Source organism: Nocardia macrotermitis, from assembly GCF_009604405.1.
Lineage (GTDB): Bacteria > Actinomycetota > Actinomycetes > Mycobacteriales > Mycobacteriaceae > Nocardia > Nocardia macrotermitis.
Genome location: NZ_WEGK01000009.1, coordinates 253,033 through 273,123 on the forward strand (window position 1 = coordinate 253,033; position 20,091 = coordinate 273,123).

At 69.5% G+C, this 20,091-nt stretch carries 20 protein-coding genes; 6 read left to right on the top strand and 14 right to left on the bottom strand.

Going from position 1 to position 20,091, the window contains the following annotated elements; all coding sequences use genetic code 11:
* Positions 1–72: 72 nt before the first annotated feature.
* The 4 genes from NRB20_RS21780 (at position 73) to NRB20_RS21795 (ending at position 5,489) form a co-directional block, all read left to right on the top strand.
* Entirely contained in the window at positions 73–1,182 is a 1,110-nt protein-coding gene (locus NRB20_RS21780) for a polyprenyl synthetase family protein (protein ID WP_406603864.1), read from the top strand.
* A complete protein-coding gene (gene crtI, locus NRB20_RS21785; protein ID WP_153411968.1) occupies positions 1,179–2,762 on the top strand; it encodes a phytoene desaturase family protein in 1,584 nt (527 codons plus the stop codon). The genes NRB20_RS21780 and crtI overlap by 4 nt, the downstream gene beginning before the upstream one ends.
* 130 nt (positions 2,763–2,892) lie before the next feature.
* Positions 2,893–4,554, top strand: a complete 1,662-nt coding sequence (locus tag NRB20_RS21790; protein ID WP_153411969.1) for an alpha-(1->6)-mannopyranosyltransferase A — start codon at positions 2,893–2,895, stop codon at positions 4,552–4,554.
* Positions 4,551–5,489 carry a phytoene/squalene synthase family protein gene (locus tag NRB20_RS21795; protein ID WP_153411970.1) on the top strand — a complete coding sequence of 313 codons (939 nt, stop codon included), beginning with the start codon at positions 4,551–4,553 and terminating at the stop codon, positions 5,487–5,489. Before NRB20_RS21790 ends, NRB20_RS21795 begins: the two co-directional genes overlap by 4 nt.
* A 323-nt stretch (positions 5,490–5,812) precedes the next feature.
* Here the strand turns inward: NRB20_RS21795 and NRB20_RS21800 are convergent, their stop codons facing one another.
* A complete protein-coding gene (locus NRB20_RS21800) occupies positions 5,813–6,181 on the bottom strand; it encodes an Rv2175c family DNA-binding protein (protein ID WP_319945240.1) in 369 nt (122 codons plus the stop codon).
* A gap of 82 nt (positions 6,182–6,263) precedes the next feature.
* Here NRB20_RS21800 and pknB point away from each other — a divergent pair, with 82 nt between their 5' ends.
* Entirely contained in the window at positions 6,264–8,228 is a 1,965-nt protein-coding gene (gene pknB / locus NRB20_RS21805; protein WP_319945241.1) for a Stk1 family PASTA domain-containing Ser/Thr kinase, read from the top strand.
* Here pknB and NRB20_RS21810 read toward each other — a convergent pair.
* The 3 genes from NRB20_RS21810 to NRB20_RS21820 form a co-directional block, all read right to left on the bottom strand.
* Positions 8,203–8,511 carry a hypothetical protein gene (locus NRB20_RS21810; protein ID WP_153411971.1) on the bottom strand — a complete coding sequence of 103 codons (309 nt, stop codon included), beginning with the start codon at positions 8,509–8,511 and terminating at the stop codon, positions 8,203–8,205. The two genes, pknB and NRB20_RS21810, sit on opposite strands and share 26 nt — an antisense overlap.
* 325 nt (positions 8,512–8,836) lie before the next feature.
* Positions 8,837–9,136, bottom strand: coding sequence for a hypothetical protein (locus tag NRB20_RS21815; RefSeq protein ID WP_040821110.1), 300 nt, complete (start codon positions 9,134–9,136; stop codon positions 8,837–8,839).
* A 26-nt stretch (positions 9,137–9,162) separates the two neighbouring features.
* Positions 9,163–10,548 (bottom strand): class II 3-deoxy-7-phosphoheptulonate synthase, encoded by a 1,386-nt coding sequence (locus NRB20_RS21820; RefSeq protein WP_319945242.1) that lies wholly within the window; start codon positions 10,546–10,548, stop codon positions 9,163–9,165.
* A 90-nt stretch (positions 10,549–10,638) separates the two neighbouring features.
* Between NRB20_RS21820 and NRB20_RS21825 the strand changes: the two genes are divergently transcribed.
* Positions 10,639–11,127, top strand: a complete 489-nt coding sequence (locus NRB20_RS21825) for a polyadenylate-specific 3'-exoribonuclease AS (protein ID WP_319945243.1) — start codon at positions 10,639–10,641, stop codon at positions 11,125–11,127.
* A gap of 48 nt (positions 11,128–11,175) precedes the next feature.
* On the opposite strand, the gene NRB20_RS21830 is transcribed toward NRB20_RS21825, so the two are convergent.
* From NRB20_RS21830 to NRB20_RS21875, 10 genes are all read right to left on the bottom strand, one after another.
* Entirely contained in the window at positions 11,176–11,901 is a 726-nt protein-coding gene (locus NRB20_RS21830; protein WP_153411973.1) for a lysophospholipid acyltransferase family protein, read from the bottom strand.
* A 112-nt stretch (positions 11,902–12,013) separates the two neighbouring features.
* Positions 12,014–13,021: an ROK family protein gene (locus tag NRB20_RS21835; protein ID WP_153411974.1), complete on the bottom strand. Its 1,008-nt coding sequence runs from the start codon at positions 13,019–13,021 to the stop codon at positions 12,014–12,016.
* Positions 13,018–13,584 (bottom strand): hypothetical protein, encoded by a 567-nt coding sequence (locus tag NRB20_RS38305; RefSeq protein WP_227833735.1) that lies wholly within the window; start codon positions 13,582–13,584, stop codon positions 13,018–13,020. The genes NRB20_RS21835 and NRB20_RS38305 overlap by 4 nt, the downstream gene beginning before the upstream one ends.
* The gene (locus tag NRB20_RS21845) at positions 13,581–14,825 is read right to left on the bottom strand and encodes an ArsA family ATPase (protein WP_153411975.1); all 1,245 of its coding nucleotides are present in this window, start codon (positions 14,823–14,825) and stop codon (positions 13,581–13,583) included. The genes NRB20_RS38305 and NRB20_RS21845 overlap by 4 nt, the downstream gene beginning before the upstream one ends.
* 104 nt (positions 14,826–14,929) lie before the next feature.
* Positions 14,930–15,367 carry an SRPBCC family protein gene (locus NRB20_RS21850; RefSeq protein ID WP_153411976.1) on the bottom strand — a complete coding sequence of 146 codons (438 nt, stop codon included), beginning with the start codon at positions 15,365–15,367 and terminating at the stop codon, positions 14,930–14,932.
* A 46-nt stretch (positions 15,368–15,413) separates the two neighbouring features.
* Positions 15,414–15,806: a polyketide cyclase / dehydrase and lipid transport gene (locus tag NRB20_RS21855; RefSeq protein WP_153411977.1), complete on the bottom strand. Its 393-nt coding sequence runs from the start codon at positions 15,804–15,806 to the stop codon at positions 15,414–15,416.
* A 10-nt stretch (positions 15,807–15,816) separates the two neighbouring features.
* Positions 15,817–16,980 carry a glycosyltransferase family 4 protein gene (locus NRB20_RS21860; protein ID WP_153411978.1) on the bottom strand — a complete coding sequence of 388 codons (1,164 nt, stop codon included), beginning with the start codon at positions 16,978–16,980 and terminating at the stop codon, positions 15,817–15,819.
* A 43-nt stretch (positions 16,981–17,023) separates the two neighbouring features.
* The gene (locus NRB20_RS21865) at positions 17,024–18,031 is read right to left on the bottom strand and encodes a hypothetical protein (protein WP_153411979.1); all 1,008 of its coding nucleotides are present in this window, start codon (positions 18,029–18,031) and stop codon (positions 17,024–17,026) included.
* A 30-nt stretch (positions 18,032–18,061) separates the two neighbouring features.
* A complete protein-coding gene (locus tag NRB20_RS21870; RefSeq protein ID WP_319945244.1) occupies positions 18,062–19,102 on the bottom strand; it encodes an NlpC/P60 family protein in 1,041 nt (346 codons plus the stop codon).
* Between the two features lie 163 nt (positions 19,103–19,265).
* Positions 19,266–19,850, bottom strand: coding sequence for a C40 family peptidase (locus NRB20_RS21875; protein WP_153411981.1), 585 nt, complete (start codon positions 19,848–19,850; stop codon positions 19,266–19,268).
* Positions 19,851–20,091 lie beyond the last annotated feature (241 nt).

The window sequence follows — 20,091 nt, forward strand, 5'->3', positions numbered from 1 at the left end:
CGCGCGTCCGAACCATATGCGTCAGTGTTTTTCATCGGTGCTGTCGCGGTAAGTCACCCCTGGGAGGTTCCGTTGTCGGCCGATACCTCGACACGTCCTGGTCCGGCGGCGGATGCGGCCGAACTGGTCGGCGCTGTCACCGAGGCGCTGAATCGGTTCTTCGCCACGCGCCGGGAGATCGTCGCCCAGCTGGGCCCGGTCTTCGTGGACGCGAGCGAGGCGCTACAGGATTTCGTGCTGCGCGGCGGCAAACGCACCCGTCCGGCCTTCGCCTGGACCGGGTGGCTGGGCGCGGGCGGCGATCCGGAGGGTCCGCAGGCCAGCGCGGTGCTGCACGCGTGCGCCGCGCTGGAACTGGTGCAGGCGTGCGCGCTGATCCACGACGACATCATCGATTCCTCACGCACCCGGCGCGGCTTCCCGACCGTGCACGTGGACTTCGAGACCCGTCACACCGCGCGCGAATGGGGCGGTGACGCAGGACATTTCGGCATCAGCGTCGGCATCCTGATCGGCGATCTGGCCCTGGCGTGGGCCGACGACATGGTCGCGGCGGCCCGGCTGGATCCGGCCGCGCGCGCCCGGTTCACCCCGGTCTGGGCGGCCATGCGCACCGAGGTGCTGGGTGGGCAGCTGCTGGACATCCACGGTGAAGCCGGTGCCGACGATTCAGTGGAGTCGGCGATGCGGGTGAACCGGTACAAGACGGCCTCCTACACGATCGAGCGGCCGCTGCATCTGGGCGCGGCGCTGGCCGACGCCGATCCGCCGTTGATCACGGCGTACCGCACCTTCGGCACCGATATCGGGCTGGCCTTCCAGCTGCGCGACGATCTGCTCGGCGTCTTCGGCGATCCGGCGGTGACCGGCAAACCCTCCGGCGATGATCTGCGCGAGGGTAAGCGCACGGTGCTGATCGCGGAGGCGCTGCGGCGCGCGGATGCCACCGATCCGGCCGCGGCCGCACTGCTGCGCGAACGCCTGGGCACCGATCTGACCTCCGACGAGGTGGACCGGTTGCGGGAGGTCATCACCGGGTTGGGCGCGGTCGACGACGTGGAGCGGCGGATCACCGAGCTCACCGAGCAGGGCCTCGCGGCGCTGGCGGGATGTTCCGCGACGCCCGCGGCCAAGCGACGGCTCGAGGCGATGGCCCGCGCGGCCACCCGACGCGTCGCATGAGGACGGTCACCGGACGCACCGATCGCGTGATCGTGGTCGGCGCGGGGCTGTCGGGGTTGTCCGCGGCGCTGCATCTGGTCGGTTCCGGACGCGAGGTCACCGTGCTCGAGCGGGCCGACCATCCCGGCGGGCGGGTCGGGGTGTATCGCGGGCCGGATTACGAGATCGATTCCGGGGCAACGGTTCTCACCGTGCCCGGACTCATCGACGAGGCGCTGGGCGCGGTCGGTGAGGACAGCACGTCGCGGGGGTTGCGCATCCATCGGCTCGCCCCGGCCTATCGGGCGCGGTTCGCCGACGAATCGACCATCTCGGTGTTCTCCGATCCGGAGCAGATGGCCGCCGAGGTGACGCGGACCTGCGGACCGGACGAGGCCGAGCGGTACCGGCAGCTGCGTGCCTGGCTGGCCCGCATCTACGGCGCGGCCTACGGCGAGTTCATGGACACCAATTTCGATTCCCCGCTGGACATGGTCACCATCGGCCGCAAGCGGGCGGCGCTGATCGAGCTGGTGCGGGCGGGCGCGTTCGGGCGGCTGGGCCCGCATGTGCGGCGGACGCTGCGCGACGAGCGGCTGGCCCGGCTGTTCACCTTCCAGGCCCTGTACGCCGGGATGGCTCCCGCGCAGGCGCTCGGGGTGTACGGATCGATTCCGCACATGGACACCTCGCTGGGCGTGTACTTCCCCGGGGGCGGAATGCGGGCGGTGACCGCGGCGCTGGCCGGTGCGTTCACCGACGCGGGCGGGCGCCTCGAACTGGGCGTCGAGGTGACCGGGATCGAGTACCGCGACGGCCGGGCACACCGGGTGCGCACCGACGCGGGCGGCTACGACTGCGACGCGGTGGTGCTCACCGCCGATCTGGGTTCACTGTCGCGCTTCGGGATCCCCCGGCGGCGTCCGCTGCGCGCGGCACCGTCGGCGGTGGTCGCGCACGGCACCGTTCCGGCCGAGATCGCCGCGCGCTGGCCGGTGCAGGCCCATCACACCATCGAATTCGGCCGCGCCTGGGATCGCACGTTCACCGAGATCGCCGCGCGACGTGGCCGGGGCCGCACGATGAGCGATCCGTCCCTGCTGCTGACCCGTCCCGCACTCAGCGATCCGGGACTGTTCATCGAGCGCGACACCCGGCACGAGCCGTTCTCGCTGCTGGCTCCCTGCCCGAATCTGGTTGCCGCGCCGCTGGATTGGCCCCGGCTGGGCCCGGCCTACCTGCGCGAGCTGCTGCACGTCCTGGAACAGCGCGGCTATCACGGCATCGCCGAACATTTCACCGTCGACCACCTGGACACCCCGCGCACCTGGGCCGATCAGGGCATGATCGCCGGAACCCCGTTCTCGGCGGCGCATCTGTTCCGGCAGACCGGGCCGTTCCGCACCCGCAATCTGCCACGCTCGGCGGCGAACGTCGTGCTGGCCGGTTGCGGGACCACGCCGGGCGTCGGAGTGCCCACGACACTGCTGTCCGGGAAGCTCGCCGCCCAGCGCATCACCGGATCGGATACGCCCCGTGGACCGGTCGCGCGGCCCGCCCGCACCGGATCGGCGAACGCCGCGACGGGCGTCGCCGGGTGAGTTACCGCCATACCGACATACAATGCGTGCCGACCGGCGCGATAGTGTTCCCGACAGGACTATTAAACTGGCCCGCGACCCAATGACCGCAGTTTCGACCGCACGTGATTCCCGGGGGGAACGACGACCTATGCCGACCCCCGAACCATCGACCGCGACGGCGGAACCCCTGATCACCACCGCGACCCCGCAACCCGAGGTCGCGGCGAGATCGCGCACCGTCGGCCGGCAGTTGCGGATCGCCGGTGAATTCCTGCGCAGCCCCGAGGGCCATGCCGCGTTCCTGGGTTTCTGGGGTTCGCTGCTGATCACTCTCGGCGGGCTCGGCGCGGGCGCGGTGCGACGCAACGATCCGCTGCTGGAATCCGCGCATCTGTCCTGGCTGCGCTTCGGGCACGGCTACACGCTGGCGACCATCGTGGTCTGGCTCGGTGTGCTGTCGATGATCGTGGCGTGGGTCCGGCTGGGCCGCATCACGATCGGTCTCGGCGGCGGGACGCGGCTGGTCTCGGCGCTGCGCGACAGCGGCGATCCGGACAGTCCGGTGACGGTCAACGAGTTGCGCGCGATCGTGGGCATCTGGATCTTCCCGCTGCTGTTCGCGGTGCCGATGTTCAGCCAGGACGTCTACTCCTACCTGGCGCAGGGCGCGCTGCTGCGGGACGGCTTCGATCCGTACAAGGTGGGTCCGGTCGCGAATCCGGGCGTGCTGCTGGACAACGTGAGCCCGGTGTGGACCAGCACCACCGCACCCTACGGCCCGATCTTCCTGCTGCTGGGCAAGTGGATCACCACCATCACCGGCGACAACGTGGTGGCCGGAACCTGGGCCATGCGGCTGGTGATGCTGCCCGGTCTGGCCCTGATGATGTGGGCGGTCCCGCATCTGACCAAGCACCTCGGCGGAAAGCCGACGGTCGCGCTGTGGCTGGCGGTGCTCAATCCGCTGGTGCTGATCCACCTGATCGGCGGCGTGCACAACGAGATGCTGATGGTCGGGCTGATGGCCGCCGGTATCGCGCTGGTGCTGGAGCGGCATCACGTCGCGGGCATCGTGGTGGTCGCGATCGGGGTGGCGATCAAGGCGACCGCGGGGGTGGCGCTGCCGTTCCTGGTGTGGATCTGGATGATCCACGAACGCGAACGCCGCGCGGCGAAGAACGAGGAGCCGCTCCCGCATCCGATCTGGACGTTCGCGAAGATCGGCGGGCTGGGCCTGACGGTGTTCGTGGCGGTGTTCGCCGCCGCCTCGGCCGCGGCCGGGGTGGGCATCGGCTGGCTGACGGCGCTGTCCGGATCGAACAAGATCATCAACTGGCTCTCGCTGCCGACGATCCTCGCGCACATCGTCACCTGGTTCACGCCGTGGGCGCTCAATCCGGTGCTGGACTGGACCCGGCCGATCTGTGAGATCGCCATGGTGGGCGCGCTGGTCTGGACGTGGTGGCGGTTCAAGCTCACCGAGCGTCAGGCGGTGCTTGGCATCGTGATCGCGTTCGTCGCGATCGTGATCCTCTCGCCCGCCGCGCTGCCCTGGTACTACTCGTGGCCGCTGGCGCTGGCCGCCGGGTTCGCGATGTCCACCACGACGTTGAGTGTGCTGGTCGGGCTGTGCACGTGGTTGATGCTGGTGTTCGAGCCCGGTGGGGCGATCGGGTTGTACAGCTTCTGGTACGTCGCGGCGGCCACCTTCGCCGCGGTGGTGGCGGCGTTGTCGTTGCGCACGGTCGACCCGCTGCGGCTGCGCGCGGGGTCCGGGAAACCGTCCGGTAGCATCCGCTCCTCGCGATGACGACGGTTGCCGCCGCGCGGGTCCCCGGCGGGGACCTGTCCGAGGCGTACCGGCACTGCCGGGGTGTCGCCGCCGCGCACGGGCGCACGTATTTCCTTGCGACCCGGCTGCTTTCGGCCGAGCGACGCCCGGCCGTGCACGCGCTGTACGCCTTCGCGCGCACCGTGGACGATATCGTCGATCACGAGATCGCCCCGGGCACAACCGATTCCGCGGCGGTGGCGCGACTGGACCGGATCGAAGCGCAGCTGCGCGCCCGCCTGGATCGGTGCGGCCCGGTCGATCCGGATCCGGTGCTGGCCGCCGTCGCGGACACCATCACCCGGTACGACATTGCGCCACAGCACTTCTGGGTCTTCCTCGACGCCATGCGGATGGATGTGCCCGGCAGCGCGCGATTCCGGAACCGGTATCGCACGATGGCCGAACTCCGCGACTACATGCGAGGCTCGGCGGCGGCGATCGGATTGCAGATGCTGCCGGTGCTGGGCACGGTCGTACCGGTGGCCGAGGCCGAACCGGCGGCGGCCGCGCTCGGCGAAGCCTTCCAGCTGACCAATTTCCTGCGCGATGTCGCCGAGGATCTCGACCGCGACCGGATCTACCTGCCGGCCACCGAACTGGCCGCCTTCGGCGTCGACGAGGACCTCCTGCGCCACTGCCGCCGCACCGGCCACACCGACCCGCGCCTGCGCCGCGCCCTGGCCCACCTCATCGCCACCAACCGGGCGCTCTACCGCATCGCCGACCCGGGTATCGCCCTGCTGCACCCCCGCGTCCGCCCGGCCATCCACACCGCCGCCCTGCTCTACGCCGCCATCCTCGACGAGATCGAGCACGCCGGCTACGAGATCTTCACCCGCAGAGTCGTCGTCCCGGGACATCGCCGCCTCCGCGTCGCGGCCACCCACCTCCCCGCGGCCCTCACCGGCTGACACCCCGGTGCCGCCCGGCCCATCGCACTCCGACAGGCACTGTTCGCGACCCGGCTCCCCGCGGCCTATCTCCCCGCGGCCCTCACCGGCTGCGCCACGGTGCCGCCTGGCCCATCTCACTCCGACAAGCACCGTTCGCGACCCGGCTCCCCGCGGCCCTCACCGGCTGGCGCCCCGGTGCCGCCCGGCCCATCGCACTCCGACAAGCACTGTTCGCGACCCACCTCACCTATGAAACACGTGACAGGCGCACGGAACCCGTGCCCGGCGCGGGCTCAGCGGCAACACGCGAGGGGCCGCGAACCGGAAGCCGAGGACATCGATCAGAACGGGTCCGCGGCCGCCCGGCGGATCACTTCCCGGGCAAGAGGTCCGTGCAACGCGTCGATGGGGCGGCCCGGGAGGGTCTCGTCGGTGAGGTAGACCCATTCCAGGATCTCCTCGTCGGTGTACTTCGCGTCCCGCATGACGGTGATCAGGCCGGTCAGATGTTTGGTGACCGCGCCGTCCGCGTCGAAGAAGTCCGTGGGGATGCCCGCGATGCCGTCGCGTCGGACCGCGATGATCTGATGATCTCGCAGCATCTGGTGCACTCTGGTCACGGCCATACCCAGCTGCTCGGCCACATCGGGCAGGGCGAGCAGGGTCACCGACTCCGGCAGCACGTCGTCGCTGCATGGAAATGCGCTCACGCCGACAACGGTAGTCTGCGGGTCACGCCTATACGATCGGTGGTGCCACCATCGGGGTGGCACAGCGAGAGGTGAGAGCTTCGTGAAAGGCGGCGGAGGGCAGTTGATCGGCCAGATACTGGACGGGCGCTACCGTATCGACGCGCCGATCGCCCGGGGTGGCATGTCGATGGTGTTCCGGGGGGTGGACACGCGCCTGGACCGGCCGGTCGCGATCAAGGTGATGGATCCGAAGTTCGCCGGAGACCCGCAGTTCCTGAGCCGCTTCGAATTCGAGGCCCGCGCGGTCGCCAAACTCAAACACCCCTCCCTGGTCGCGGTGTACGACCAGGGCGTCGACGGTGAACACCCGTTCCTGATCATGGAACTGGTCGAGGGCGGCACCCTGCGCGAACTGCTGCGCGAGCGCGGCCCGATGCCCCCGCACGCGGTGGCCGCGGTCGCCGAGCCGGTGCTGGCCGCGATCGGGGTGGCGCATCGCGCGGGGCTGGTGCATCGCGACGTGAAACCCGAGAACGTGCTGATCTCCGACGCCGGTGAGGTCAAGATCGCCGACTTCGGCCTGGTCCGCGCGGTGGCGGGCTCGAACATCACCTCCTCGAGCGTCATCCTGGGCACTGCGGCGTACCTGTCCCCCGAACAGGTCTCCAACGGCAGCGCCGACGCGCGCAGCGACGTGTACTCCTTCGGCATCCTGATCTTCGAGATGCTCACCGGCAGAACGCCGTTCACCGGTGACACCTCGCTGTCGATCGCCTATCAGCGGGTGGAGAAGGACGTCCCGAACCCGAGCCGGTTCATCGAGGGCGTCCCGCCGGAATTCGACGAACTGGTCGCGCGGGCCACCGCGCGCGAGCCCGCGCACCGCTTCACCGACGCCACCGAGATGGCCGCGGAACTACGCCGCATCGTGCGGGAGCTGAACCTGCCCGCCTACCGCGTGCCCGCGCCGCGCGAATCGGCCGAGCACCAGTCCGCCCGCTACCGCGCGGTCACCCCGCAGCATCCGGCGCCGCCCGAACCGGCGACCACCCGGATCGCCGCCGAATCGGCCGGCTCCCCGCACACCCGCGTGCTGACCACGTCGCATTCGCGCGCCGAGCCGACCGGCTACGCCGCACCCCAACCGCGCGAGCCCTACTATCCCGACTACGACGACGACCGCAACACCTCGCGGCGGCGCGTGCTGATCTGGGTGGGGATCGTGGTGGCGCTGGCGCTGCTGCTCGGCGTCGGCGGCTGGTATCTGGGCGTCGAACGTTATGCGGCGGTCCCGGCGATCGCGGGTATGGACACCGCCGCGGCGACCACGGCACTGCAACAGGCCGGATTCTCCACCACCCAGCGCGCCAAGGCGTCCGATACCGTTCCGGTCGGCGGCGTGGTGGGTACCGATCCATCGGCGGGGCAGCGGGTGCTCAAGGGGTCGACGATCGCGGTGCTGGTGTCCAGCGGTAAACCGCAGGTGCCGCGGTTCCGTTCCGGTCAGGACGTGCAGTCGGTGCAGCAGGCCATCCGCGATCAGGGCCTGATTCCGGTGGACAGCGGGGAGATCGCCAGTACCGCGCCGAAAGGTACGGTGGCGCAACTGGATCCGGCGCCGGGGACCGCGCTGCCCTCGGGGGCGAGCGTGAAGGTGTTCCGCAGCAAGGGATCCGTGCGGGTCACCGTGCCCGATGTGAGCGGCAAGAGCGTGGACGACGCCAAGGCCGCACTCCAGAGTGTGGGAATCACGGTGCAGGACACCAAGACCCGGTTCGACGCTGGAGTGAAGGCCGACCAGGTGATCGGCACCGATCCGCCCGGAGGAAGCTCCGCGCTGTCGGGCAGCACGGTGACCCTCTACGTGTCCAACGCGGTGCAGGTGCCCGACGAGGTCGGCAAGAGCGCGAGCGCGGCCCGTTCGGAGTTGGAGGGCCTGGGCTTCAAGGTGGTGCTGAACCAGGTGTTCAGCACCGACCAGGGCACGGTGCGGGTGCAGACGCCGTTCGGCGGCAGCAATGTCGCGCCGGGCAGCACGATTACTTTGACCGTCCTGCCATTCTGAGTGGCGCGCCGACGCTGGCTCCGGCCAGCAGATCCGCGCGGCTGATGCCGAGGCGTTCGGCGGCCAGATCCAGGGCCTGATCGAGCACCTCCTGCGAGCTGATCCCGACGACCTGGGACTGCTCGCGGCGGGCGTCACCGCGCGCCACCCGGATCCGGCAGCGCCAGCTGCACCCGCCGTGGTCGACCTCGGGACGTTCGATCACCACCGACACCGCGAGTCCGTCGACCAGCATTTCGTGTGTGACCAGCTCGGTTGTCGTAGGTACCGGCCGGTTTCCCATGCCGGTGGGATGCTGCGGTCGTCGCCGCGCCGCGGCCCGCCTTCCCATCCCTGTAAGCAATTCTCCGGCTACCGGCATCGCGCGCATCGGGTCCTCCCACAGCATTTCCCGCGTAGTGTCCGCCACCCCGGCGGATCAACACTGAAAACCTAACGCACCAGTTCCAATACAGCAACAGCTCAGCTAATTTTGCCCCGGCCGATAGAACCGTTTGTCGGCGGGAACATAGCGGGATGCCAAAAGCCGCAGGGACACAGGGAATTACGCACTCGCATCCCGATTTCCTGCATCGCAACACGGACGCTCCACCCCACCGGTAAGGCGGTCAGGCTACCGCCAGCAACGGCGCTCCGGTCTCCGGATCGTTGATCGCGACGACGGTGTCGGTGGTGAACACATCCACCGACACCCCGCCGATACTCGGACTGATATTCGTCGTCACCTGCGCCGACACCGCGGCCGGATCGTAACCCCAGGAGATGTTGAAGATCAGCAGCCGACTGCCGTCGCGCAACACCACCTCCGACGGAATCCCGTCCCGATCCCGGTCACGCAGCAACCGCAGGATGGTGCGATCGGCGGGATCCACCCGCAACACACCCGCCCCGCGGAATACCACGTTCAACGCTGCGGCCCCCTCCTCGTCGGCGATCAGCGCAGCATCTCGGCGACGAGGAAGGCCAGTTCCAGGGACTGCTGGGTGTTCAGGCGCGGATCACAGGCCGTCTCGTAGCGATCCTCCAGATCCAGATCCGAGATGTCCTGCGCGCCACCGAGACATTCGGTGACGTTCTCGCCGGTCAGCTCGATGTGCAGACCGCCGGGGTGGGTGCCCAGCGCGCGATGCACCTCGAAGAAGCCCTGCACCTCGTCCACGATCCGGTCGAAGTGCCGGGTCTTGTAACCGGTCGAGGATTCGTGGGTGTTGCCGTGCATCGGATCGCACTGCCAGATCACCTGGTGACCGGTCGCCTGCACCTTCTCGATGATCGGCGGCAGCACGTCGCGCACCTTGTGATTGCTCATCCGGGCCACCAGCGTCAACCGGCCGGGCTCGTTGTTCGGATCGAGCCGCTCCACGTACTCCACCGCCTGGCTGGGCGTGGTGCCCGGACCGATCTTGAGTCCGATCGGATTGGCCAGCAGTTCCGCGAACGCGATGTGCGCGCCGTCCAGCTGCCGGGTGCGCTCCCCGATCCACAGGAAGTGCGCCGACAGGTCGTACAGCACCGGATCACCCGCGGCGTTGTACGACAGCCGCAGCATCGCCCGCTCGTAGTCCAGCACCAGCGCCTCGTGGCTGGCGTAGATCTTGGCCGCCTGCAGGCTCGGATCCTGCACCCGGCAGGCGGTCATGAAGCGCAGGCCGCGATCGATCTCCTCGGCCAGCTGCTCGTACCGCGCCCCGGCCGGGGACTGCGCGACGAAATCGCGGTTCCAATCGTGCACCTTGTGCAGATCGGCCATGCCCGCGCCGGTCAGCGCGCGCACCAGGTTCATCGCCGCGCTGGCATTGGCGTAGGCGCGCACCAGCCGCGACGGATCGTGTTCGCGCAGTGCGGCATCCGCGACGATCGAGTTCACCATGTCGCCACGGTAGGACTTGAGGCCCTTGGCATCGGTGTCGGCCGAACGCGGTTTGGCGTACTGCCCCGCGACCCGGGCCACCTTCACCACCGGCAGGCTCGCGCCGTAGGTCAGCACCACGGCCATCTGCAACAGGGTGCGGATATTGCCGCGGAGGTGCGGTTCGGTGTTGTCGGCGAACGTCTCCGCGCAATCACCGCCCTGCATCAGGAAAGCCTCACCGCGCGCCACCTCGGCCAGGTGCGAGCGCAACTCCTCGACCTCGGCGGGGACACAGATCGGCGGCACGCTCTCCAGTACGGTGCGCATCCGCTCGGCCTGTTCGGGATCCCAGGACGGCTGCTGCAACGCGGTACGGCTCAGCGCGTCGTCGAGCCGGCGACGCATCTCCGCGGGCAGCGGCGGCAACTCCGGCAGGCGATCGATCGGTACGTCGACGGTCCAGTTCACCAGACAAGAATAGATTCGGCCGCGAACTCGCGCTCACCCGGAGGTGGGGCAGTTCGCGAACGTGCGGCGAACACGCCGTAACCTCGACCGGTGCGCTACTTCTACGATTCGGAATTCATCGAGGACGGCACCACCATCGACCTGGTCTCGATCGGTGTCGCCTGCGAGGACGGCCGGGAGTACTACGCGGTGTCCAGCGAATTCGACGCGACGAAGGCGGGCCCGTGGGTGCGGCGCAACGTGCTGCCGAAACTGCCGGCACCGTCCTCCCCGCTGTGGCGCACCCGGCGTCAGATCCGCGACGACATCTACCGTTTCCTGATCCCCCGCACCGGTATCGAGCCGGAGCTGTGGGCGTGGGTCGGGGCCTACGATCACGTCGCGCTGTGCCAGCTGTGGGGTTCGATGGTCGATCTGCCCACCGATATGCCCCGCTACACCAACGAACTGCGCCAGCACTGGGATATGGCCGGACGCCCGCAGCTGCCGCCGATTCCCGCCGACGCGCACGACGCCCTCGCCGACGCCCGGCACAATCTGGCCAAATTCGAGGCGATAGAAAAAGCGCGCCGCAGGTGATGCGACGCGCTGTTTTCCGCAATTTCCGCGAACGGAAAATGAAAGTGCTTATCCGGCAATGGATTCCGGCATGCGGTCGGCCTCGGGACGGCTGCCCGAGGGCACGCCCTTCTTGAGGCTGGCCGCATAGACGTCCACGTATTCCCGCCCGGACATCCGCATCAACTCGTACATGATCTCGTCGGTCACCGCGCGCTCCACGAAACGGTTACCGCCCATCCCCTCGTAACGCGAGAAGTCGATCGGCTTACCGAATTTCACGCTCACCTTGCGCATCCGCCAGCGGAACGGTCCGGGCGGGCAGACCTCGTCGGTGCCGATCAGCGCGACCGGAATCACCGGGACGCCGGTCTCCAGCGCCAGGCGCGCGACGCCGGTCTTGCCCTTGTACAGCCGCCCGTCGGGCGAGCGGGTGCCCTCGGGGTACAGCCCGACCACGCGACCCTCGTTCAGCAGCTTGCGGGCGGTGTTCAGCGCGCTCTCGGCGGCGTCGGCCCCGCTGCGGTCGATCGGGTACTGGCCGGTGCCGGAGAAGAAGAACTTCTGTAGTCGGCCCTTGATGCCCGGGCTCGTGAAGTATTCGGCCTTGGCCAGATAGGTGATCCGGCGCGGGCTCATCAACGGCGTGAACAGCCAGTCGGTGAACGACAGATGATTGCCCGCGAGGATCACCGGTCCGTCCAGCGGGATGTTCTCCACACCTTCGACCGTAGGCCGATTGAAAAGGTGCATGAACGGACCCGGGAACACGAATTTCAACAGCCAGTAGAACATTGCGTCCTTTCACCCCAGTCTGATTTCCGGGACCGGCGTCGTCGCGGGCACCACAGTCCGATGCCGACTCTACCGCCGGTGATGAGTTGTGACCAAGTTCGCACGGGGGATTTCACACCACCGGAACGTGGTGTTCAGCGGCGGGCCCCGCACCCAACGCCGTACGAGCCAGTTCCGCCGCGCCGATCATGCCCGCGCCCTCACCGAGTTGCGTGGTGCGGATGCGAGCCAGCGGCCGATGCCGGGCGCCGGTGATCGAGGCAGCGTAATGTTCGCGCGCCTCGTCCAGGAACAGCGGGGCCGAGGAACTCACCCCACCGGCGATGACCACCAGATCCGGATCGAAGATATCGCTCACGAAGGCCAGGCCCAGACCCAGCCAACGCGCGAAGTCCGCGAGCACTTCCAGGGCGACCGGATCGCCGTCCTGCGCGGCGCCGGCGACCCGGCGTCCGGTCAGCGAGCCCGGATCGCGGGAGACCTCGCGGGCCAGGATCGTCGAACGGGCCGGATCGATGGCCAGCCGCTCGATCGCGGTGTCCACCAATGCCGTTCCGCTGCAATACCTCTCCCAGCAGCCGCGTTTGCCGCACGGGCAGGCGCGGCCGTTCGGGACGACCTGGAGATGTCCCAATTCCGGTGCCACACCGAAACTTCCGCGATACAGCTCACCACCGACCAGCAGCGCCGCGCCGATGCCGGTGCCGATCGCGACCAGCACGCCGTTGTGTGCACCGGCCGCCGCACCGAACCGGTATTCGGCCCACATCGCGGCATTGGCATCGTGTTCCAGGATGACCGGCAGTTCGAGTCGCTCGGACAGTCTGCTCGCGACCGGCGAATCCTCCCACGGCAGATGCGGGGCGAAACGCACCGAAGTCCTTGTCTCGTCGACGAATCCGGCCACCGCGAGGCCGACCGCGCCGATCCGGTGCCGCCCGCGCAACTCGCGCACCGCGCGTTCCAGACCGTCGTCCAGGGCCCGTTCCGAATGCGGGGTCGGAGCCTGCACGGAGTCGAGCACCTCACCCGCGCCGTCGACCACCGACGCGCGAATGTTGGTGCCGCCGACATCGATTCCGACGGTCAGGGGCCGTTCCCGCCCGATACGCGTGGTCATACCTTGATCTGCACCGGGATCGAGATGTACCGGGGTCTGCCGTCTCCCGCCGGTGTGGAACTCGCCCGCACTTCGGATTCCTGTGCGCCGGAAGGTGTTCCGGCGTCGTGGACGGCGGCCGAGAAACTCCGCGCGTCGGGGGCCGCGGCGCGCGGACCGAACGGATCCGCGGCGTCGTCCGATGGATCGTCCTGCGGCGCAGCGTCTTTCGATGCCTCGTCGGCCGACGCGCGATCCGCCGGGGAGTCCTCGGGCTCGTCGGTCGGCAGCACCGGTTCGACCGGCACCCCGGCCAGCGCCTCGCGCAGCACCGTCACGATGGCGGTGCCGTGCGCGGCGAGGGAGGCGACCACGTCGTGGTGCTCCCCGCGCGCCAGCGCCGCCGCCGCGCACAGCGGGCACCAGCTGCAACCGGCCCATTCCGCGCCGCCGTCCGCGGCCGCACGGCGCAGCATCGGCTCGACCCGCTCGAGCAGCACCTCGGCCAGCAGCCGCAGTTCCTCGGCGAGTTCACCGACGCGCGCGTCGTGTTCGGGACCGTGCGCCTGGCGGAAATCGTTCATCGCGGCCACACCTCGGGGTCGGGACGGAAGCGCACGACCAGCAGGCCGTCGCCCAGCTCGGCGCCGTCGACGGTACATCGCCGCAGTACCGGGGCCAGCCGCAGCCGACGCCGGATCCCGTCCGCTCCCACGATCAAATCGTCCTCCACTCGTCCCAGTCGCAGCGTCGCCGGGTCGACCACGGGCAACGCCAGCCGCAACGTGTACACCGATTGCAGACCGCTGCCCGACTCGAGCCGCACCTGCGGCTCGCCGGGTCGCGCGTCCCGGCCCGCCGCGTCGCCGCCAAGCATAGGGTCTGGACCGGTTCCCGCCCGATTACCACGCGTTTCCAGCGCCAATGCCGCCAGCGGTTCCGCGCCGACCGGCTCGGACCCGCTGTGATGGGCGATCCGCACCGGCAGATCCGGGATGCGCCGCCGCAGATCGGCGATGACGCCGAGCTGTTCGGCACGTCGCTCGGCGTACCAGCGCACCGCGGGATGATCCGCCGGTTCGGCCTCCGGCAGCGGCGGCAGCACCTTGTTCACCACGACCTCGTCCAGCCGCAGATCCAGCAGCGCCGCGGCCGAACGCACCCGCACCGATTCGGCGACCGCGACCCGTTCGGCGACGGTGATCAGCCGCATTCCGGTGCGGGACCGATCCGCCAGCAGATCGCGCACCCGGGCGACCGCGCCGGCGATCCGCTCGGCGGTCACGGCCAGGATCGCCTGGCGCAGATCCCGCCCGGCCGCGCTCATCGCGCGCGCGTGCGCGGGCCAGATCCGGTCCAGATAGCCCAGCAGCGTGCTCGGACCGGTGACGATGCGCAACATGTCCGCGGTCGGCGGACAGTCCACCACGATGACGTCCCAGTCGCCCTCGTCGGCGAACCGGGCGATCTCGCTGAGCATCAGCAACTCCTGCACGCCCGGCAGACCGGTCAGCTCGGCCGGGTCCAGCGAGCCCAGGTCCACCCCGTGCTCATGGCCCGCGCCGCCCAGCACCCGCACCACGCCGCGGAACCGATCCTCCAGCAGCGCAAGGGAATCCACCTCGATGACGTCCAGGCCCGGGAGCACCGAGGTCACCCCGGCGACGGTCCCGGGGTCGCGCGGGAACCGGTGGCCCAGCGCGTCACCCAGCGAATGCGCCTGATCCAGCGAGGCCAGCAGCACGCACTCCCCCGCCGCCCGGTACGCCATCGCCGTGGCGCAGGCCAGCGTCGTCTTGCCGACACCGCCCTTACCCGCGAACAGCTCGAGCCGCGTCCCGCGCGACCCATCCGCCGCGGACTCCTGCGCGGAGCCCGCGGGGCGAGTCGCGGACCCGGCCGGGGAATCCGCGGAGGGCGCTGAACCGGTCAGTCCTCGACCCGCTTCTTGAGTTCCTTCAGCGCGGTGTCGGTGATGACCTTCTCCGCCTTGCGCTTGAACATGCCGATCATCGGGATGGTCAGATCGACGGTGAGTTCGTAGACCACCTGGGTGGTGCCGTCGGGCTGATCGATCAGCTCGTAGCTGCCGTCCTGCGCCTTCTGCAGATCACCGCTGGAGAGTTGCCAGCTGACCGCCCGGCCGTCGGGACGCCAGGTGTAGGTCAGGACGTAGGTGTCCTTGACGACGCCCGCGTCCAGCACGAACCGCGCGGTCCGGGCCCGGCCGTCGGCGAATGTGTCGAGAACTTCCACCGAACGCGCCGCCGCCACCCATTCCGGGTACGCCTCCAGATCGGCGATGACGGCCATCACCCGATCCGACGGTGCATCGATGATGATCGACCTCTGGGTCCGGTCGGCCATGACTGCCAGCGGTTCCTTTCCGGCGTGCGGTGCGGGAGAACAGAATTCAGGAGACGATCAGGTCGGACGTGGCGTGCGCGGGCCGTTCACCGGCCGCGCGCCCGGCCTCCAGGCGCGCCTTGATCTCGAACGACATCTTCTTACCGGCGACCCGGCGGGCGCGGTTGGCCGCGACCAGATCCGTGCCGGTCGCGGGTTCGGCGTGCAGGAAGTAATGCAGGATGACCCCGTCCAGCGACGGTTCCAGCCACACCTCCATGGTGCCGGTCAGCGCACCACTCACCGTCCAGCGAATTCCCTTGTCGGCCCGGTCCTCTCGCACCTCGAGGGTGAGGTCGGGCCACCAGCGACGCCAGTGGCCGCGGTCGGCCAGGATCTCACCGACCGCACTTCCGGGAGCTGCGACGAAGGTTTGATCCGCCACCTGGATGCTGCTCATGCGCCTGAGCCTAACCCAACCGATCCGCGCCGCTCGATCGCACGTTCCCGTCCAGCAGTGCGCGCATCCGGTCGCCGAGCGCGTCCCAGCGCCACTGGGTGCTCACCCAGTCCCGCCCGGCCGCACCCATGCTCGCGGCCGCGTCGCGATCGGACAGGATCTCCACGATCGCCTCGCTGATCTGCGCGGTCGAACGGCCGTCCACGACCCGTCCGGTGCGGCCCTCGCGCACGGTTTCCGGTGCGCCGCCGGAGTTTCCGGCCACCACCGGGACACCGGTCGCCGATGCCTCCAGGTAGACGATGCCCAGCCCCTCGACGTCCAGGCCCGCGCCCCGGGTACGGCACGGCATGGCGAACACGTCGGCGAGGGTGTGGTGGGCGGCCAGCTCGCCGGCGGCCACCCGGCCGGTGAACACGACCTGATCGGACAGCTCCAGGGCCTGCACGAGCCCGCGCAGTTTCTCCTCGTACGGGCCGCCACCGGCGATCACCAGCACCGCGCCGTCGATCCGATCCCTGATCTCCTGCATCGCCATGATCAGCATGTCCTGGCCCTTGCGCGGCACCAGGCGCGACAGGCACAGGATGGTGGGCCGCTCGCCCAGGCCGTAGCGTGCCCGAAGTTCCTGGCGCGCAGCCGGATCCGGACGGAACACCTCGCTGTCCACACCCGGCGGCAGGTACTCCAGCGCCGACTGCGCGCCGAACGCCGACGCGAAACGCCGGCGCGTGTATTTGCTGACGTAGGTGATCGTGTCGGTGGTGTTCCCGATCGCCCGCAACGCCTGCCGCGCCACCGGCAGCATCGACCAACCCACCTCGTGCCCGTGTGTACTGGCGACGATGCGCTCGGCGCCGGCCCGCCGCAACAGCGGCGACATCAGCGCCAGCGGCGCGGCCGCACCGAACCAGACCGTCTCACACCGCTCGTCCCGCAACAGTTTCGCCGCCCGCCGCAACACCAGCGGCGTCGGCACCATCAGCGTCGTGGGATGCCGCACCACCTGGAACGGCTGCTGCGCGTCGAACCGCAGATGCGAATCCCCCCGCCAGCGCGGCGCGTACACCACCAATTCGTCCGGCGGCAACTGCATGGCCAGCGCATGCACGTAGGACTGGATACCGCCCGGTCTCGGCGGAAAATCGTTCGTTACCAGCAGGGTGCGCGCCATGCGGGCAGTCTATTGACGGAAGCGTCGAGAGCGCAGTCCGGGCTCAGGTGGTGGCGCGGGACCTGATCCAGTCGCGCCAGCGGGCGACGAAATCGGCGCGGCCGACGCCGAGGGTGGTGCGCAGCACGGTGTCGAGGGCGGCCGGGTCCTGGGGGCCGGTGGCCAGGTGGCGGTAGAGGTCGACCAGTTTCGGTTCGCCGTAGCGTTCGGCCACGTAGGCGTTGGCGGACCAGCCCTGCTCGTAGGCGAGGGCGGCGTCGTTGCCCGGGGTCGGGGCGAAGGCGTCGTCGGCGGGCAGATCCGCGGGCAACGTCCCGGCGCGGGCCCTGGCGGTCAGGGTCGGGGCGAGTTGCGCGAAGGTGCGCTCCGAACCGCGATGCGCGGAGTATTCGGCGAAACCCTCGAGCACCCACTGCGGTGAGCCGTCCACGGTGACCGCGCGGGCCGCGACGTGAGTCAGCTCGTGCCGCAAGGTTTCCCGCAGGCCCACGTCGCCCAGCCGCCCGCCCGCCGCGGCGCTGAACACGACGCGCTGTCCGGTCGGCTTCTCGGGCGGGACGAACGGGTCCGACACCGAGGCCGCCGCGACCTGATCGGAGACCTCCCCGCTGTCGTGGGTCAGGGCGGCGAATTCGGCCGGATCCGAGGCCACCGCGATCACCGCGTGCCGGGCCCAGTCGGTGCCCCACAGCTTGGTCACCGACGCGACCGCCGCGCCGACATCGGCGGCCAGGGCATCCACGTCGCGACGCTGCGAGGGGTGCCCGAGCACCACCGACAGCCGGCCGTCGTCGGTACACACCTGCCGGGTGATCACCGGCGCGTACGACTCCATCGTCCGGCGCAGCTCCGGTAGCTGCGGATCGGCCGGTACCGAGGGCACGGCCGCATCCGCGGTCGCGGGCACCGGGCGAATCTGCAATGCCGATTTCGGCAGCAACACCAGCGCACCACCGACCGCGGTCAACGCGATCACCATCGCGACCGTTGCGACGAACTCGAACCGCCGCTTGGCCGCCAACCAGTTCCGAACCCGAGTCACCGCAGTCATATCAGCACGCTCGCGCTCACCTCATTGTGATTAGGGCATCCCGATCCAGTATCGCCGTGCCCCGTAGAAGGGGAACGACCCCATCGGCGCCACCTTCACGGGGACGCCGAAAGTCGAAGCGTGCAAGATGAGTCCGTTGCCCGCGTAGATCCCCACGTGGGAGGCATCGGAGTAGAAGAACACCACGTCACCGGGCTGCAACTGATCGCGCTGCACCGGAGTGCCGACCGTGGCCTGCTGCTGGGAGGTGCGCGGCAGATTGATCCCGACATGGTGGAACGCCCACTGCACCAGACCCGAGCAGTCGAACTGGTCCGGGCCGGTCGCACCCCAGACGTACGGATCGCCGACCCGGGTCATCCCGGCGGCCAGCGCGCTGGTGCCGCTGCCGGGGACCAGCCCGCGCAACAGCGAATCCCGATCGAAGCCCGGCGGGAACAGCGATCCGGCCAGGGAGCTCTTGTCGCCCGCCGACAGCGCGCCCCACGCCTGAATGACCTGGGCGATCGCGCCCTGCAGATCGGCGCGCTTCTTCTCCAGATCCGAGCGCACCGTATTCGCCTTCTCGGCGGCGGTGCGGGCGACATCGGACGCCTGGTGCGCGGTGGACTGGGCCGCGGTCGCCGCGTTGGTCGCCTTGGTGAACTGGGCGAGCTGCTCACTGGTCTGCGCCTGGAGCACGTCCAGCGTGGACATCTGATCCAGCAGCTGCTGCGGGGAATCGCTGGCCAGCACCGAGAACATCCGGTTGGTGCGCGCGCCCATGTAGGCGGCGATCGCCGTACGGTCCACGGCCGGTTGGTATTTGCGCACCTCGGCCTGGGCGGCGCCGACCACCTGATCGGCCTGCGCGAGCTTGGCGTCGGCGGCGCGTTCGACGCCGAGTTTCGCGTCGAGATCCTGCTGCGCGCTCAGCGCCTGCTGATTGAGCTGTTCGGACTGGTGGGACAGCGCGAGCAGCTTCTGCACGGCATCGCTGGCGCTGGTCGGCGGTGCGACCGGTTCCGCGAGGGCCCCGCCACCGGTACCCGCGCCGAACACCAGCGCGCCCACCGTCAATGACCCGCCCACCAGGCGTCTGGTTCGTCTGTTCCGATAGTGCGCGGTCACTGCCTGCAGGGCCCCATTCCGTGTTCCGGACTAGTCATCACGAAGGTCTCGATCAGGTTACGGAACCGCGACCCACGATGTCCAGCACAGCACAGCACAGAACGATCACGGTCGCGTAAGCGGGTCAGTACCGACGGGCGCCGGCGATGGGCATCGCGTGCAGCGGCGCGACCTTGACGGGCTGACCCGCGGTGGACGCGTGCACGATATTGCCGTTGCCGACGTAGATGCCCGAATGGCTGCCGCCGTAGTAGGACACGACATCGCCGGGTTGCAGGTCGTTCAGGCCGACCGGGGCGCCCGCGGACAGCTGGCCGTAGCTGGTGCGCGGCAGATCGCGACCGGCCTGGGCGTAGGACCACTTGACCAGGCCCGAGCAGTCGAAGGCGTTGGGGCCCGACGCGCCGTAGACGTAGGGGTCGCCGACGCGGGACAGCGCCGCGTTCGCCGCGCGCTGGCCGACCGACTCGGCCGGGGCGGGCGTCGGGGAGATGCCGGGAACGACCACGCCCGGCGGAATCACGTTCGGCGGGATGGCGCCCTTCGGGATCGCCGCGATGATCTGATCGGGCACCTCGACGTTGCCGACGCCCGGAATGGTGACCGGCGCGGCCGTCGCGGGCACGGCGGACAGCAGCAGTGCACTGAGGGTGGCAGCGCCGACGGCTCCGGCCGCAACGGCCCGGTGGGCGTGTCGCTTGATCGCCATGATGCGGTGACTCCTCATCTGCCCCGCGACGCCGCACCCGGTGGTGCGTCGAACTCCGCGAGGTCTCGACAAGATTACGAACACATAACGGTGCGCTGTAAAGCCGCAAGCATGCACAGCAGAAGTCGGCAACTTTTACGAGCATGAATTTCTGCGAGATATGTCACACCAATCACGAAACCATAACAACCGAAGTTGACCTGGCCTTTCTCATGGACCGAGGGCCTACCGTGAGCCGAGC

What these genes read in the sequence shown, in the direction of transcription:
- NRB20_RS21795 (WP_153411970.1), top strand. Translation starts at nt 4,551, where the DNA reads ATGACGACGGTTGCCGCCGCGCGGGTCCCCGGCGGGGACCTGTCCGAG.
- NRB20_RS21875 (WP_153411981.1), bottom strand. Translation starts at nt 19,850, where the DNA reads ATGGCGATCAAGCGACACGCCCACCGGGCCGTTGCGGCCGGAGCCGTC.
- NRB20_RS21835 (WP_153411974.1), bottom strand. Translation starts at nt 13,021, where the DNA reads ATGACCACGCGTATCGGGCGGGAACGGCCCCTGACCGTCGGAATCGAT.
- NRB20_RS38305 (WP_227833735.1), bottom strand. Translation starts at nt 13,584, where the DNA reads ATGAACGATTTCCGCCAGGCGCACGGTCCCGAACACGACGCGCGCGTC.
- NRB20_RS21860 (WP_153411978.1), bottom strand. Translation starts at nt 16,980, where the DNA reads ATGGCGCGCACCCTGCTGGTAACGAACGATTTTCCGCCGAGACCGGGC.
- crtI (WP_153411968.1), top strand. Translation starts at nt 1,179, where the DNA reads ATGAGGACGGTCACCGGACGCACCGATCGCGTGATCGTGGTCGGCGCG.
- NRB20_RS21830 (WP_153411973.1), bottom strand. Translation starts at nt 11,901, where the DNA reads ATGTTCTACTGGCTGTTGAAATTCGTGTTCCCGGGTCCGTTCATGCAC.
- NRB20_RS21790 (WP_153411969.1), top strand. Translation starts at nt 2,893, where the DNA reads ATGCCGACCCCCGAACCATCGACCGCGACGGCGGAACCCCTGATCACC.
- NRB20_RS21865 (WP_153411979.1), bottom strand. Translation starts at nt 18,031, where the DNA reads ATGACTGCGGTGACTCGGGTTCGGAACTGGTTGGCGGCCAAGCGGCGG.
- NRB20_RS21810 (WP_153411971.1), bottom strand. Translation starts at nt 8,511, where the DNA reads ATGGGAAACCGGCCGGTACCTACGACAACCGAGCTGGTCACACACGAA.
- NRB20_RS21850 (WP_153411976.1), bottom strand. Translation starts at nt 15,367, where the DNA reads ATGGCCGACCGGACCCAGAGGTCGATCATCATCGATGCACCGTCGGAT.
- NRB20_RS21855 (WP_153411977.1), bottom strand. Translation starts at nt 15,806, where the DNA reads ATGAGCAGCATCCAGGTGGCGGATCAAACCTTCGTCGCAGCTCCCGGA.